This is a genomic window from Paraburkholderia ferrariae NBRC 106233, assembly GCF_000685035.1.
Lineage (GTDB): Bacteria > Pseudomonadota > Gammaproteobacteria > Burkholderiales > Burkholderiaceae > Paraburkholderia > Paraburkholderia ferrariae.
Genome location: NZ_BAYB01000013.1, coordinates 19,117 through 32,216, shown reverse-complemented (window position 1 = coordinate 32,216; position 13,100 = coordinate 19,117). Strand labels below are relative to the sequence as shown.

General features: G+C 66.6%; 15 protein-coding genes. 8 read left to right on the top strand and 7 right to left on the bottom strand.

Annotation, left to right across the window (positions count from 1 at the left end; translation table 11 throughout):
• The first annotated feature begins 34 nt into the window (after positions 1-34).
• Entirely contained in the window at positions 35-1,387 is a 1,353-nt protein-coding gene (locus BFE01S_RS15490) for an aminotransferase class I/II-fold pyridoxal phosphate-dependent enzyme (RefSeq protein WP_028226313.1), read from the top strand.
• 56 nt (positions 1,388-1,443) lie between these two features.
• Here the strand turns inward: BFE01S_RS15490 and BFE01S_RS38715 are convergent, their stop codons facing one another.
• The 3 genes from BFE01S_RS38715 to BFE01S_RS15475 all read right to left on the bottom strand — a co-directional run bounded on the left by BFE01S_RS38715 (position 1,444) and on the right by BFE01S_RS15475 (position 4,281).
• Positions 1,444-1,896 (bottom strand): CBS domain-containing protein, encoded by a 453-nt coding sequence (locus BFE01S_RS38715; RefSeq protein ID WP_042337717.1) that lies wholly within the window; start codon positions 1,894-1,896, stop codon positions 1,444-1,446.
• A gap of 60 nt (positions 1,897-1,956) precedes the next feature.
• Positions 1,957-2,982, bottom strand: coding sequence for a glycosyltransferase family 25 protein (locus BFE01S_RS15480; protein ID WP_156967024.1), 1,026 nt, complete (start codon positions 2,980-2,982; stop codon positions 1,957-1,959).
• A 360-nt stretch (positions 2,983-3,342) separates the two neighbouring features.
• On the bottom strand, positions 3,343-4,281 hold the full coding sequence (locus tag BFE01S_RS15475; RefSeq protein ID WP_028226311.1) for a LysR family transcriptional regulator: 939 nt from the start codon (positions 4,279-4,281) through the stop codon (positions 3,343-3,345).
• On the opposite strand from BFE01S_RS15475, the gene BFE01S_RS15470 reads away from it, so the two are divergent.
• From BFE01S_RS15470 to BFE01S_RS15460, 3 genes are all read left to right on the top strand, one after another.
• A complete protein-coding gene (locus tag BFE01S_RS15470) occupies positions 4,281-4,475 on the top strand; it encodes a hypothetical protein (RefSeq protein ID WP_156967023.1) in 195 nt (64 codons plus the stop codon). The genes BFE01S_RS15475 and BFE01S_RS15470 overlap by 1 nt on opposite strands.
• Before the next feature lie 159 nt (positions 4,476-4,634).
• Positions 4,635-5,714 (top strand): tartrate dehydrogenase, encoded by a 1,080-nt coding sequence (locus BFE01S_RS15465; protein WP_028226309.1) that lies wholly within the window; start codon positions 4,635-4,637, stop codon positions 5,712-5,714.
• Between the two features lie 118 nt (positions 5,715-5,832).
• Positions 5,833-6,771 (top strand): LysR substrate-binding domain-containing protein, encoded by a 939-nt coding sequence (locus tag BFE01S_RS15460; protein WP_028226308.1) that lies wholly within the window; start codon positions 5,833-5,835, stop codon positions 6,769-6,771.
• Positions 6,772-6,825: 54 nt separating this feature from the next.
• Here BFE01S_RS15460 and BFE01S_RS15455 read toward each other — a convergent pair whose 3' ends face one another.
• Both BFE01S_RS15455 and BFE01S_RS38710 read right to left on the bottom strand, forming a co-directional pair.
• Positions 6,826-7,086, bottom strand: coding sequence for a hypothetical protein (locus tag BFE01S_RS15455; RefSeq protein WP_028226307.1), 261 nt, complete (start codon positions 7,084-7,086; stop codon positions 6,826-6,828).
• Positions 7,087-7,095: 9 nt separating this feature from the next.
• The gene (locus BFE01S_RS38710) at positions 7,096-8,025 is read right to left on the bottom strand and encodes a LysR family transcriptional regulator (RefSeq protein WP_084169879.1); all 930 of its coding nucleotides are present in this window, start codon (positions 8,023-8,025) and stop codon (positions 7,096-7,098) included.
• Between the two features lie 180 nt (positions 8,026-8,205).
• Between BFE01S_RS38710 and BFE01S_RS15445 the strand changes: the two genes are divergently transcribed.
• Complete coding sequence (locus BFE01S_RS15445) at positions 8,206-8,631, top strand: VOC family protein (protein ID WP_028226306.1); 426 nt, start codon at positions 8,206-8,208, stop codon at positions 8,629-8,631.
• A 146-nt stretch (positions 8,632-8,777) separates the two neighbouring features.
• Here BFE01S_RS15445 and BFE01S_RS15440 read toward each other — a convergent pair whose 3' ends face one another.
• On the bottom strand, positions 8,778-9,689 hold the full coding sequence (locus BFE01S_RS15440; RefSeq protein WP_028226305.1) for a LysR family transcriptional regulator: 912 nt from the start codon (positions 9,687-9,689) through the stop codon (positions 8,778-8,780).
• A 168-nt stretch (positions 9,690-9,857) separates the two neighbouring features.
• On the opposite strand from BFE01S_RS15440, the gene BFE01S_RS15435 reads away from it, so the two are divergent.
• Both BFE01S_RS15435 and BFE01S_RS15430 read left to right on the top strand, forming a co-directional pair.
• A complete protein-coding gene (locus BFE01S_RS15435) occupies positions 9,858-10,631 on the top strand; it encodes an SDR family oxidoreductase (RefSeq protein ID WP_028226304.1) in 774 nt (257 codons plus the stop codon).
• A 110-nt stretch (positions 10,632-10,741) separates the two neighbouring features.
• A complete protein-coding gene (locus tag BFE01S_RS15430) occupies positions 10,742-11,422 on the top strand; it encodes a DUF4410 domain-containing protein (protein ID WP_052420881.1) in 681 nt (226 codons plus the stop codon).
• A gap of 24 nt (positions 11,423-11,446) precedes the next feature.
• Here BFE01S_RS15430 and BFE01S_RS15425 read toward each other — a convergent pair whose 3' ends face one another.
• On the bottom strand, positions 11,447-12,304 hold the full coding sequence (locus BFE01S_RS15425; protein WP_028226302.1) for a helix-turn-helix domain-containing protein: 858 nt from the start codon (positions 12,302-12,304) through the stop codon (positions 11,447-11,449).
• A gap of 62 nt (positions 12,305-12,366) precedes the next feature.
• Between BFE01S_RS15425 and BFE01S_RS38705 the strand changes: the two genes are divergently transcribed.
• Positions 12,367-13,050, top strand: coding sequence for an O-methyltransferase (locus tag BFE01S_RS38705; RefSeq protein ID WP_063834419.1), 684 nt, complete (start codon positions 12,367-12,369; stop codon positions 13,048-13,050).
• Positions 13,051-13,100 lie beyond the last annotated feature (50 nt).

Genomic DNA, 13,100 nt, shown 5'->3' with positions numbered 1-13,100 from the left:
CCGCGCGAATTACTGTTGAAGGGAACAGCAGCAAATGGGAATGGGTGATCAGATCCGCAAGCAGCTTGCAGCGGCGGCGTTGAAACGTCAGCTGGAGCGCGTGTCGGGTGAGGTGTCGGCGCAGTCGTCGGGGGCCGGGGCGGACGGCAAGACACGCCAGGCGATACCTGCGGCCGGCGAACCCTGGAACGCGCGTGCGCGTTTCGAGGCGATGCCGCTTTATCAGCAGGTGAGCCTCGTACGCCAGATGGGCGAGACGTTGCGAGTTCAATCACCGTTCTTCCGCGTACATGAGGGTGCGGCTGGCGCGACCACGACCATTGGTGGCCGTGAGTATATTAATTTCGCTAACTATAACTACCTGGGACTCTCGGCCGATCCGGCGGTTACGGCACAGGCGAAGCACGCTATCGACCGGTACGGCATGTCGGCTTCGGCGAGTCGCATGGTGGCGGGGGAGCGGCCGGTGCAGCGGGAACTCGAGCGCGCACTGGCAGACCTGTACGGCACGGACGATTGTGTGGCGTTTGTGAGCGGCCATGCGACGAATGTGACGGTGATCGGCGCGCTCTTCGGCCACGGCGACCTGATCGTGCATGACGCACTCGCGCACAACAGCATTGTGCAGGGTGCCCAACTGAGTGGCGCGAAGCGCCTTGCTTTCGCGCACAACGACTGGCGTGAGCTCGATACGCTGCTCGCGCGGGTTCGGCACGAATTTCGCAATGTGCTCGTGGTAATCGAGGGTCTCTACAGCATGGATGGCGATCTGCCCGATCTCGCACGTTTCGTCGAGATCCGGCAGCGGCACGGCGCGTTCCTGATGGTGGACGAGGCGCACTCGCTGGGCGTGCTGGGCGCGCGAGGTCACGGCATCCGCGAACATAGCGGCGTGGCGCCGGACGAGGTCGATCTGTGGATGGGCACGATGAGCAAGACGCTGGCGGGCTGTGGCGGCTTCATCGCGGGTTGCCAGCCGCTCATCGACATGCTGCGCCATCTCGCCCCCGGCTTTCTTTACAGCGTGGGACTCGCACCCGCCCTTGCGGCAGGTTCGCTCGCGGCACTACAACGCATGCTCGCAGAGCCAGAGCGTGTTGCGGCGCTACAAGCACGTGGTCAACAATTTCTACAAGAAGCGCGTGCGGCGGGCTTCGATACCGGCACGAGTGCGGGCTATGCAGTCGTACCGGTCATTACCCGCAGCTCGCTGAAGGCGGCGCAATGGGCGAATGCGCTCTTCGAAGAGGGCATTAACGTGCAGCCCATTTTCTACCCCGCCGTGGAAGAGCGTGCGGCCCGCTTGCGCTTTTTTATCTGCTCGACGCACGATTCCGCGCAGATCACGCGCACCGTCGATACGCTTGCACGGATCGCAAAGCGATAGGGCGATGGGTTCGGGGGCGTGACGAATAGAGCGGATTTACGGCAGCCGCAGCCCCCTCACTCCCCCGCCACTCCCGCTTCCGGACCATCCCCCGCCGTTTCCCCCAGCGCCGCCGCATACGCCCGCAGAATATCGCGCCAGCTCACGATCCCCACCGGCCGCGATTCGCTGTTCACCACAGGAATGCACGAAACCCCGTGCGCGAGCAGCAACCGCGCGGCCTCGGCGACCTCGGCATCGGGCGTGAGCGTGATCGGCTGGCGGCTCATGATCTGATGCACGCGCTTGTTCAGCGTACCGGTATCCCGCGGGGTTTCCACCACGCTGTCGATGAAGGGGCTCAGCGCGCGCAGCAGGTCGCGGTCCGACACCACGCCCTGCAGTTCCCCATCCTCGACCACGAGCAGATGATGGAACGCGGCTTCGCTGAAGATCTCCCGCACGGTTTCGAGCGTGTCGTCGAAGCCTACCGTTACGAGCCGCGTCGTCATCAGGTCTGCTACTTTCATGGCTGCACTCCTTGCTTGCTCCGGGCGCTAGCGATCTCTCCGCAGACCGCCAGCGGACCATCAAATCAGTTCGTACTTCTTAAGTAATTCCCGCTTGCGCGATTCCTTGCGGCGACGTTCCTCGCTGGCCACCGGAGTCGGTTTCGTCTCCGGCCGCGCGGCGAGGGTGGCGTCGTAGCGTTCGGTTTCGGCCACCAGCGCCATCAGCTCGCGCAGATCGGTTTTCGCACGCGCGAAAACCGCACGCTGGCCGTTGCCGATCGCCGCATGAACGCCGGCATCGCGTTGCGCCGCGCGCTTTGCGCCAAGGCGCTGCATCGTGACGAAAAACCTGTAGCGGTGCTTGGTATAGCGGCGCCACCATTTTTCGTGGAAGCCGATCGCGCGGTCGCGATCATCCACGCGGCCTTCGATGGTGGTCGGCAGGTTCATGATTCTGGCCGCCACGGGATAGACGAGTTGAACCTTGCGCGAGTGCACCCAGCAGCGATCGACGTCGTAATCCACCGGCCCGACGATCGTGCTCGTGGCGTGCAGCATGGCCCGCGCCGCGTCCTTTGTGATGGTGTAGCAGCCCATGCCGAGTGCGGTGCGCCGGGTCCAGTACACCCTGCGGCCAATGCCGAGATCGACGTCCACGTAGCTGCGCTCGTGCGGCCTGAGCGGCCCGAGGCGAACCAGATCGAAATCCCATTTGCCGCTCAGTACGGTTTCCACCGTTTCGCGAAAGCCGTCTTCGAGAACCATGTCGTCTTCCATGATCACGAAGGCGTCGCAGTTCGAATCGACGAGGGCTTGCCAGAGGCGGCGATGGCTGAAGTAACAGCCCAATTCCCCGCGGGTCAGGCTGCGCGCGAATTTGCCGAGCGACACCCCTTCCGCTTGTGCCGCAGCGTGAGGGTTGCCGTCGGGAATCAGAATGCCGTCGAAGAACTCAGCTTCGATCCCCGCCCTGTGGAACTGGTCCATCATCAGTTCCCTTCGATCTACGGAAGATTGAAGGGAAATGCAAAAGTAACGGTGTATTAACATTATGATTTTATTTCGTTTTTTTAATTCTGGTCGTTGACGCGAGACGATACGCAACCCCGAAACAGCGTCTCGATTATCCCAAATCCGTTACGTCGATTTCAATGCTTTTTTGTTGCGTTTCGTAGTGATTCTTGAGTCTCCAGCCTGTCATCGCGGCGTAATGATTGCGGATTGCGCCACGCGCAAAGCGTGCGTGTAAGCTTTGGGAGAGAGGAAAAGGGGAGGGGAAACCCGCGGGCGGAATCAGTCCGCGGATTGCCGTACTGGTTCGAGTCGGGCTCGTAGCGGTCGGCGCGGGTGACAGTGCCGACCGGGCTGCGCACGAAGCGGGTCGAGCTTTCGCCCTTGCTGATAATTAGGAATCTGAAATAATGCGCAATCCGGTGCCGGGGCGGCGCCGGGCAGCATGCTCCACTATTTCTTCGATTCGATGCGTTTCACGAGGCTGGCCGCACGCTGCTCCCACGCGAGCGCAGTCTCCCGGCCCGCCGGGCGCAACGCATGGGCGCTGATCCCGCCGCCCGTTTCCAGCGTGGCGGCCAGATGCTGGGCAAAGGCGCGTGCGCGTGCGCTCATATCGCGCCTCGATGGATAGACGATGAAGAGGTCCGCCTCCGGCGCAGCGGCGCCAGGCTCGACGATCTCCACAAGCTGGCCGGCCGCCACGGCTTCGGTGCACAGATGCACGGGCAGCACGGCGGCGCCGGCACCGTCGATCGCAAGCTGGAGCAGGAGTGCGAAGCTCGTTGCCGTCACGCGCACGTTGGCGCCGCCATGGCGGGGGCGATCGCAGAAGGAGGGCGCGAAAGCGAGGCGCTCGGTGCGCGGCGGATGCACCGCGAGCCAGTCCGGGCTCGCGAAGGTGCCGAGCCGGAATCCCGCGATGCGCCGTGCCACGGCTTCTTCGCTGCCGGGCCGCCCGCCACGCACGGCGAGATCGAAATTGCCGCCCACGAAATCTTCCCCTTCGTTGCCCACGTGCACGTCGATCTGCACCAGAGGGTGTGGGTCGAGAAACGAGGTGATCGCGCGGCTCAGGAGATCGTTGGGGAAGTCGGGGGGGACGCTCAGGCGGATCGCCCCGGCGAGCGCCGCATGGCCCGCGAGGCCGCGGCGGTCGGCTTCGCGCAGCGTGCGGATGGCGTCGGAGACGGTGGCGTACCAGGCTTCGCCGTCGGCTGTGGGCGCGACCTGGCGTGTGGTGCGCCGCAGCAGCCGCGCGCCCAGACGCGCCTCAAGCGCCGCGACGCGCGCACTCACCGTGGAGCGCGGCAAGCCCAACTCGCGCGCGGCGGCGGCGAACGAGCCGCGCTCGACTACCGCGACGAAGGCAAGACACCCGTTGATATCCATTGTCCATTCCATTGGCGAGTCCCGCCATTCTAGCGATCTTCCGGCTGGCGAACGCGACGCGCCTCCTGCTGGTGGGCGCGCTCGCGGCCCGCGACGCGTGTTTCCGCGCGATGGCCACCCTGCCGGTACTGCACGAACTCGAAGACGTGCGCCGTGCGTGCCGGACGTACCAGCAGGAGATCGTCGGGCTTTGAGCGCCGGCGGGTCCAGGGCGCACAAGAAGCCCTCATTGTTCACGTTTCGTGTTGAATGACTGCACGCCGGCGCGGGTTATCTCTGCGGCGTTTTCAGGCATGCTGGCGGAAATGAAGCGCGGGCCAATGCCGGTCCGCGCCGGCAACGGAGAACGAGACATGAGCAAGACATTCAGGATTGCCGCCATTCCGGGCGACGGCATTGGCCAGGAAGTGATGCCTGAGGGCGTGCGCGTGGTGGAGGCTGCCGCGGCGAAATTCGGCCTTGCGCTGGAATTCACGCACTTCGAGTGGGCGAGCTGCGACTACTACCTCGAGCACGGCAAGATGATGCCCGACGACTGGTTCGCCACGCTGTCCACGTTCGACGCGATCTACTTCGGCGCCGTGGGCTGGCCCGAGAAGGTGCCCGACCACATCTCGCTGTGGGGCTCGCTGCTCAAGTTCCGCCGCGAATTCGACCAGTACGTGAACCTGCGCCCGGTGCGTCTGTTGCCCGGCGTGCCGTGCCCGCTCGCGAACCGCAAGCCCGGCGATATCGACTTCTTCGTCGTGCGCGAGAACACCGAGGGCGAATACAGCTCGGTGGGCGGCAAGATGTTCGAGGGCACGGAGCGCGAGTTCGTGCTGCAGGAGTCGGTGTTCACGCGCCACGGCGTGGACCGCATTCTCAAGTACGCGTTCGACCTGGCCAGCACGCGTGCGCGCAGGAAACTCACGGCGGCCACCAAGTCCAACGGCATTTCCATCAGCATGCCTTACTGGGACGAACGCGTGGCCGCGATGGGCGAGCAGTATCCGCAGGTGCAGTGGGACAAGCAGCATATCGACATTCTCTCGGCGCGCTTCGTGCTCAATCCCGACCGCTTCGACGTGGTGGTGGCGTCGAACCTGTTCGGCGACATTCTTTCGGATCTCGGCCCCGCCTGCACGGGCACCATCGGTCTCGCGGCTTCGGCGAACCTGAACCCGGAGCGCAAGTTCCCCTCGCTGTTCGAGCCGGTGCATGGCTCGGCGCCCGACATCTTCGGCAAGCAGATCGCCAATCCGGTGGCGATGATCTGGTCGGGCGCGATGATGCTGGAGTTCCTCGGCAACGGCGACGCGCAGTTCAAGGCGGCGCACGACGCGATCATGCGCGCGATCGAGCAGGTGCTCGTGCAAGGGCCGCGCACGCCCGATATGGGCGGAACGGCGAACACGACCGCTGTGGGTGAAGCGATCGCGGCCGCGCTTTAAGGGGAGTGAGGCTGGGGAAACCATCGGCATGCGCCACGCCTTCTGAGCGCCCGGGTTCTTGCCAGCGCGCGTGCGCGTAAAATCGCCGGGGTTTTTCCACTCGCCACGCGCAGCCCTCATGAAAATCCCCGCCACGCCCGAACTCGACGACCTGCGCGTCTTCTGCACCGTCGCACGCAAGTCCAGCTTTAGCGCGGCGGCCGAAGCGCTTTCGGTTTCGGCGGCTTACGTGAGCAAGCGCGTGGGCGTCCTGGAGGCCAGCCTCGGCACGCGGCTCTTGCACCGCTCCACGCGCCGCGTGGCCGTGACGGAGGCCGGCGAGCGCGTTTATGCGTGGGCCGAGAAAATTCTCGACGACGTGGATCACCTCGTGGAAGACGTTTCGACCACGCGGCGCATTCCGCGCGGCACCCTGCGCGTGTCGAGCAGCTTCGGTTTCGGGCGTAATTTTGTCGCGCCTGCACTGGCCGGGTTTTCGGAACGCTACGCGCAACTGAACGTGCGGCTCGAACTGTTCGACCGGCTCGTGGATGTGGCGGGCGAGGGCTTCGACCTGGACGTGCGCATCGGCGACGAGATTGCCGGGCATCTGATCGCAAAGCGGCTGGCGTCGAACCATCGCGTGCTGTGCGCGGCGCCCGCCTACCTCGAACGGCACGGCGCGCCCAGGCAGATTGCCGATCTCGCTTCGCATGCGTGCCTCGCGATCAAGGAGCGCGACCACCCGTTCGGCGTGTGGCGGCTCGACTTCAAGGGCGAGACGGTATCGGCGAAGGTGACGGGCCCGCTTTCGACCAATCACGGCGAAGTGGCGGTGCAGTGGGCGCTGGCCGGGCGGGGCATCGTGCTGCGTTCGGTCTGGGACGTGCAGCCGCTCCTCGACAGCGGGCGGCTCGTGCGCGTGCTGCCCGGCGTCACGCAGCCGGCCAACGTCTGGGCCGTGTATCCCGCGCGGCTCGCGCAGTCGGCGAAGGTGCGGGTGTGCGTCGATTTTCTGGCGCAAGCGTTTGCCGGGCTGGGGCCGGGCAACGATGCGGGGGAAGCCGGGCGCGGCTAGCGGGTGGGAGGCGGATGGAGTGCGGGCGCCCGGGCCGCGGGGTGTCGCGGGGTGTCAGTCGCCGTCGGCGTTGTCGAGCGCTTTGCGCTCGCGGCGCTCTTCATTGCCACGGCGCGCGCGCATGCGCTGACGCGAAAGCACGGCGATCACCTCGCCGGTGCTGGCATGAGCGGGAAGTTCGTTGCGGATCACGTTGGCTACCATCGGCAGCCCCCGGCGCTGGCGTTTCAGCGCGCGTGCGATGGCAGTACGGCACTGCTGGCCGTGACAGTCCCATTCGTCACGCATTTTTCCGCAGTAACGGCATGTGTCCATCACGCAAGTTTAACCGGAATTGCCGGCTGCTTTCGGGGCAGGATCGGCGCTCCGGCGTGCGGGCGCGTGCAACGCGTGGGCGTGTCGCGCCACGATGCCCGCGAGCACATTGGCCGCGTCGCTCATCTGGCGCGGGTCGCGGTGGACGAGCCCGATATCGCGGTGAAACGTGTGCTCGCCCAGATCGACGGCGCGCACGCCTGCGGGCCAGCGGCCGTGCGCATCGGTCTGCGGCAGGAGCGCCACGCCCACCCCGTTGCCCACCAGCCTCACGATCGCTTCGAGTTCGTCTAGCTCGCAGACCTCGCACACGGCAAGCTGCATGCGGCGCAGAAACCGGTCCACCTGGCGGCCGCCGAACGAACTGCGGTCGTAGCGGATGAAGGGCAGCGTCGTGGCCAGCTCGATCCAGTCGCGCCCGCGCACGGCGCGCGGCACGATCAGGCGGAACGGTTCGTGGGCGAGCGGCGTCCAGCGCAGGTCGCTTTGCAGCGCGAACGGCGGCCGGATAACGGCGGCCAGATCGAGGTCGCCGATATCCACCATGTTGATGAGCTCCGACGACAGGCCCGGCACCACACGCGCCTGCGCGCCCGCACATTGCCGGAAGAAGTCGGCGAGCGCATCGGGCAGCAGCGAGCGCTGGACCGAGGCGATCGCGCCGACATTGAGCCGCACCGCCACCGCCGGATCCACGTTGACGTCGCTGAGCCCCGCATAAAGACGCAGTACCTCCTGCGCCTGCACGAGCAGTTGCTGCCCGCGCGCGTTCAGGCGCGCGGTGCGGCCTTCGCGGTCGAAGAGCGCAAAGCCGAGTTCGGTTTCGAGGCGTTGCATCTGCGCGCTCACGGCCGCCTGAGTGAGGCCGATCTTCTTGCCGGCGGCGGCGAAGGTGCCTTCGCGGGCCACCGCGGTCAGCGTTTTCAGTTCCCGGATCATTCACAAATTCCATTTATATTTCTGAAAACTATATATTGATTTTATTTTTCGTTGGCGGCTTCTACCATCTCCCCATTTCCTCGTCACGTCCGGCCGCATCCGGTCGCATCCGGCGGCGCGCGCAAGCGTGCCCGCCGTTGCAGCCGGCACGGTACGGCACAGCATCCTGCGGAGCGCACCATGAGTCTTTCCCCGTTTCACCTGGCCATCCCCGTCTATGATCTCGCCGCCGCGCGAGACTTCTACGGGCGCGTCTTCGGGCTGCCGGAAGGCCGCTCCAGCAGCGCGTGGGTGGATTTCGACTTCTACGGGCACCAGCTCGTCATTCACGAGCATCCGAAAACGCCTTCCCAGGAGCACGCGCACACGAACCCGGTGGACGGCCACGACGTGCCCGTGCCGCACTTCGGCATCGTGCTGCCGTGGAACGAGTGGGAGGCGCTGGCGGAACGGCTGCGGGAGTTCGGCACGAAGTTCGTGATCGAGCCGTACATCCGTTTCCAGGGGCAGGTGGGCGAGCAGGCCACGATGTTCCTGCTCGATCCGTGCGGCAACGCGCTGGAATTCAAGGCGTTCAAGGATATCGGGCAGCTCTTCGCCAAGTGAGCAGGGCTGCGTCTCGCGGCCTGATCGGCGCGGGATTGCAGGGACCGCTTCGTGGATGCCGGCGCGCCAGGCGAACGGTTCGTGCAGCCTGGTTTGATCGATTGATCAGGTCTACAGAATAAACGGCGAGCAGGTTTCCAGCGGCGTCACGCCGGATCGCCGGCAAGCCGCTCGCGCAGCAGCGCCTCCAGCCACTCCGCGAACACCTGAAGCCGCCGCGACAGATGCTGGCGGTGCTGGTAGAGCAGGGTCATCGGCATGGGTGCCGCGCGCTGCGCGCCGAGCACTTCCACCAGTTCCCCGGCGTGCAGATGCGTTTGCACGTCGTAGGCCGGAATCTGGATCAGGCCGAGGCCCGCGAGGCAGCAGGCGATATACGCCTCGGCATTGTTCACGGTCACGCGGCCCGGCACGGCCATCGTGTGCGTGGCCTCGCCTTCGCGCCACTCCCACGGCGCGATGCGTCCGCTCGAGGGCGAGGCGTATTGCACGGCCCAGTGCGCAGCGAGATCGGCGGGCGTGCGCGGCGTGCCGTGCCGCGCCAGATAGCCGGGGCTCGCGACGTTGATGAGCGTGAAGTTGCCGACCGGCCGCGCGATCATGCTCGAATCGTGCAGCGAGCCCACGCGCAGGGCGCAATCGACACGCTCTTCCACGAAGTTCACGGCGCGGTCCGTGGTGCCGAGTTCGATGTCGATCTTCGGCCACGCGGCGAGGAACGCGGGCAGCGCGGGCGCGACGATCAGCCGCCCGATGCGCCCCGGCACGTCCACGCGCAGGCGGCCGCTCGGCCCCACGGCGCTGTGGCGGAACAGGTTCTCGGTTTCCTCGACGTCGGCAATCAGGCGCAGGCAGCGCTCGTAGAGCGCGGCGCCATCCTGCGTGAGCGAAACGCTGCGCGTAGTGCGATGCAGGAGCCGCGCGCCCACGCGCCCCTCCAGTTCCTGCACGGCCGCTGAAACCGAGGAGCGCGGCAGGCCCAGCGTATCGGCGGCACGCGTGAAATTCGCGCATTCCACCACGCGCGCGAAGACACGAAAGAGTTCAATGCGATCCACGAATGCGTTCCGGCGGAGAGCAGCAGGTCATACGAAAGTAGGGGAATCAGTGTTCGCTATTTCTGGATGGTGATTCCAGAAATAGCGGCTTTATACCCAATTTCTGGACTATATCATCGACGACATCGAGCAGCCGCATGGGGCGGCTGCACTACGGAGGAATGAGTCATGGCGAACCACAGCATCGAAGGCAAAACCGTCCTGATCGCAGGCGGCGCGAAAAACCTGGGCGGCCTGATTGCGCGCGATCTGGCGAAGCACGGTGCGAAGGCGGTGGCGATCCATTACAACAGCGCAGGCACCAAGGCCGCCGCGGACGAAACGGTCGCGGCGCTCAAGGCGGCAGGCGCCGAGGCGGTGGCGATCCAGGCCGATCTCACCTCGGCGGCGGCGGTCGAAAAGCTCTTCGCCGATGCGGTGGCCGCCGTAGGGCGCCCGGATATTGCGATCAACACGGTGGGCAAGGTGCTGAAGAAGCCCTTTACCGAGATCACCGAGGCGGAGTACGACGAAATGGCCGCCGTGAATGCGAAGACGGCGTTCTTCTTCCTGCGCGAAGCCGGCAAGCACGTGAACGACAACGGCAAGGTGGTAACGCTCGTGACGTCGCTGCTGGGCGCATTCACGCCGTTCTATGCGGCCTATGCGGGCATGAAGGCACCGGTGGAGCACTTTACGCGCGCGGCGGCGAAGGAATTCGGCGCGCGCGGCATTTCGGTAACCGCGGTGGGGCCCGGCCCGATGGACACGCCGTTCTTCTATCCGGCCGAAGGTGCCGATGCCGTGGCCTATCACAAGACAGCCGCCGCGCTTTCCGGTTTCTCGAAGACGGGGCTGACCGATATCGAAGACGTGGTGCCGTTCATTCGTCATCTGGTGAGCGACGGCTGGTGGATCACGGGGCAGACCATTCTCATCAACGGCGGATACACCACGAAGTAAGCGCATTGCCGCGGGCGCACCGGCCAGGTACCCGGTGCGCACCTGGCGAGAGGCTGGCGCCCGGTGCGGGCAGAATGACGGCATCGCCCTCTCTTTGCCCGGAGCGCCCGATGAGAGCTTCGCGTGGGTTCGGTTTTTTCGGTTTGCTGATCGTGGGTTGGCTGGCGGCGTTTGCGCCGGGGGCCGAGGCGCAGACCCTGGGCACGCCGCCGGGGCCGGCGCCGGTGGTGTACGTGAGCGACTTCGAGCTCGATACGGCCGAGGTCACGCAGGACACCAATCCCGTCGATCAGGCGCGCCGCTTCGCGGGCGGCATTCTGCCCGGCGGCGGCTTGCTGCACCGCCGCGACCCGCAGATGAGCGCACCGGAGATCGTCGCCACCATGTCCGACAAGGTCGTCGACGATCTGCGCAAGAAGGGTATCGACGCGCGCCGGCTGCCGGCGGGCAGTGCCGCTCCCGCGCAGGGCTGGCTCGTGCGCGGCGTGTTCCTGAGCGTCGATGAAGGCAATCGCGTGCGGCGCGCGATGGTGGGGTTCAACTCGGGCAAGAGCCAGTTCGAAGTGGCCTTTGCCGCCGACGATCTCGCCGTGCAGGCCACGCCCACGCCGCTCTATCAGGAAGTGGAAGGGCAGTCGGGCCAGCATCTGCCGGGCGCGGCCGTGGCGCTCAACCCTTATGTGGCGATTGCGAAGTTCGTCCTCTCGCGCGGCGACGAGCGCAAGGCGCTCACGAGTGCCGCGCAGCAGGTGGCCGACGGCGTGGCGCTCAAGGTGCGGCCGCCGCAATGAGCGGTGCGGGGCGCGGGTGGCCCGCTACGCGCGCGCGATCGTCGCGATGGCCCGGTAAGCCGAGGGTGTGAGTCCGCATGCGTCCTGCCACGCGTGCGTCAAATGGGCCGAATCGTAGAAGCCGGCGGCATGTGCCGTGGCCGTGATCGACCCGGCGCGGCTGCGCAGGCGCTGCCCGGCAATCGTCAGGCGTACTGCCTGACGCAGCACGCCGAACGCGAGACCGCCGCGCGCCAACTGGCGCTGTAGCGTGCGCGGGGTGACGGCCAGTTCGGCGGCGCAGGTTTCCAGGTCCGCTTCCGGTTCGGTATAGAGGTAGGCCGCGACTTCATGAGCGGCACCGCGCTCCTGCCCGAGCCGCAACGAGAGCGAGACCAGCGCCTGCTCGCCCGTCGGGTCGTCCTCGGCCGAGCGCGTTGCGAGCCACTCGATGCAGCACTCGCTTAGCGCTGCGCGCAGCGGGTTGTCCTCCTCCCGTGTGCGTGGGGTTCGGTGAATCGCCGCCGCCCGGGTTCCGGGCGCTGCCACGGTGGTCGCCACACCAAAACGCGCGGCCTCGTTCAAGGCGTTCCAGCGCTGTTCGAAAGCGCGGGTCGCGAGCCCGGCCGGAAAGAGCGCGGCCAGCGGACTCGCGTCGCAGGCCGCGGCGCGGGCGAGGTTCGCGCGCGCCTGCCGCGGCGTGAGCCCGCCGGCCGACGCCGCACTCGCGGCGTTTGCATAAACCTCATGGGCGACCAGACCATTGACCACGCGCGCCACGGCCTGCGCAAACTGCGCAGCCGGATGGCAGGCGTCGGCGCGAGACGGGGCGAGCGCATCGAAGAGCGCGCGCGAGGCCATCAGGCGGGCAGCGGGTTGCGGGTCCAGGAGTGTCGTGTCCATACAATCGTCGATTGGCCAGCCAGCGCATCATCCGCCGTGTTCAACCCACGGAGGACACCTCGATGCACCCGGAAATATTGCCATCCTATTTTATCGGCGACGCGCGTGTCGATTCGACGCTGCGCCGCCTCTATGCCGACGCGCTGCGTGTCGACCCCGTCGCGCGTGCAGCCGCCACGGGGCGCGGCCTCGACGAAGGCGCGCCGGCCTTCTACGGCGCCATGAAGGATGCCTATATGCCCGTCACGCCCGATCTGGGCATGCTGCTTTACGCGCTCGCGCGGGCTACGGCGGCGCGCGAGGCCGTGGAGTTCGGCACCTCCTTCGGCATTTCGGCGATCTGGCTGGCGGCGGCCTTGCGCGAGAACGGCGGGCGCCTCGTCACCGCCGAACTGGACGACGCCAAGGCGCGCCGCGCGGCCCTCAATCTGGCCGAGGCCGGCCTGGCCGACCGGGTCGAGATCCGCACCGGCCCCGCCCAGCAGACGCTGGCCGCAGGTCTGCCCGACACGCTGGACCTCGTCTTCCTCGACGGCGCGAAGTCGCTCTATCTGCCCGTGCTGCAACTCGTCGAGCCGCGTTTGCGGCGCGGTGCGCTGATTGTCGCGGACAACACCGACATGCCCGACGCACGGCCATTTCTCGACTACACGACCCGGGCGGCAAGCGGCTACCGGGCGGCGGCCCTAACCACCGAAGCGCTGGGCGCCCGGCATCCTTGCCGCCTGCTCGTGCGCACTGGCTGAGCGGGTTTTTGCCGCGGTGTTTCAGGGTGCGCGCGGTCGTCGCTCGGCTT

Coding starts and splice junctions, on each gene's coding strand:
- BFE01S_RS38715 (WP_042337717.1), bottom strand. CDS start 1,896: ATGAAAGTAGCAGACCTGATGACGACGCGGCTCGTAACGGTAGGCTTC.
- BFE01S_RS15445 (WP_028226306.1), top strand. CDS start 8,206: ATGAGTCTTTCCCCGTTTCACCTGGCCATCCCCGTCTATGATCTCGCC.
- BFE01S_RS15460 (WP_028226308.1), top strand. CDS start 5,833: ATGAAAATCCCCGCCACGCCCGAACTCGACGACCTGCGCGTCTTCTGC.
- BFE01S_RS38710 (WP_084169879.1), bottom strand. CDS start 8,025: ATGATCCGGGAACTGAAAACGCTGACCGCGGTGGCCCGCGAAGGCACC.
- BFE01S_RS15455 (WP_028226307.1), bottom strand. CDS start 7,086: ATGGACACATGCCGTTACTGCGGAAAAATGCGTGACGAATGGGACTGT.
- BFE01S_RS15425 (WP_028226302.1), bottom strand. CDS start 12,304: ATGGACACGACACTCCTGGACCCGCAACCCGCTGCCCGCCTGATGGCC.
- BFE01S_RS38705 (WP_063834419.1), top strand. CDS start 12,367: ATGCACCCGGAAATATTGCCATCCTATTTTATCGGCGACGCGCGTGTC.
- BFE01S_RS15490 (WP_028226313.1), top strand. CDS start 35: ATGGGAATGGGTGATCAGATCCGCAAGCAGCTTGCAGCGGCGGCGTTG.
- BFE01S_RS15465 (WP_028226309.1), top strand. CDS start 4,635: ATGAGCAAGACATTCAGGATTGCCGCCATTCCGGGCGACGGCATTGGC.
- BFE01S_RS15475 (WP_028226311.1), bottom strand. CDS start 4,281: ATGGATATCAACGGGTGTCTTGCCTTCGTCGCGGTAGTCGAGCGCGGC.
- BFE01S_RS15430 (WP_052420881.1), top strand. CDS start 10,742: ATGAGAGCTTCGCGTGGGTTCGGTTTTTTCGGTTTGCTGATCGTGGGT.
- BFE01S_RS15435 (WP_028226304.1), top strand. CDS start 9,858: ATGGCGAACCACAGCATCGAAGGCAAAACCGTCCTGATCGCAGGCGGC.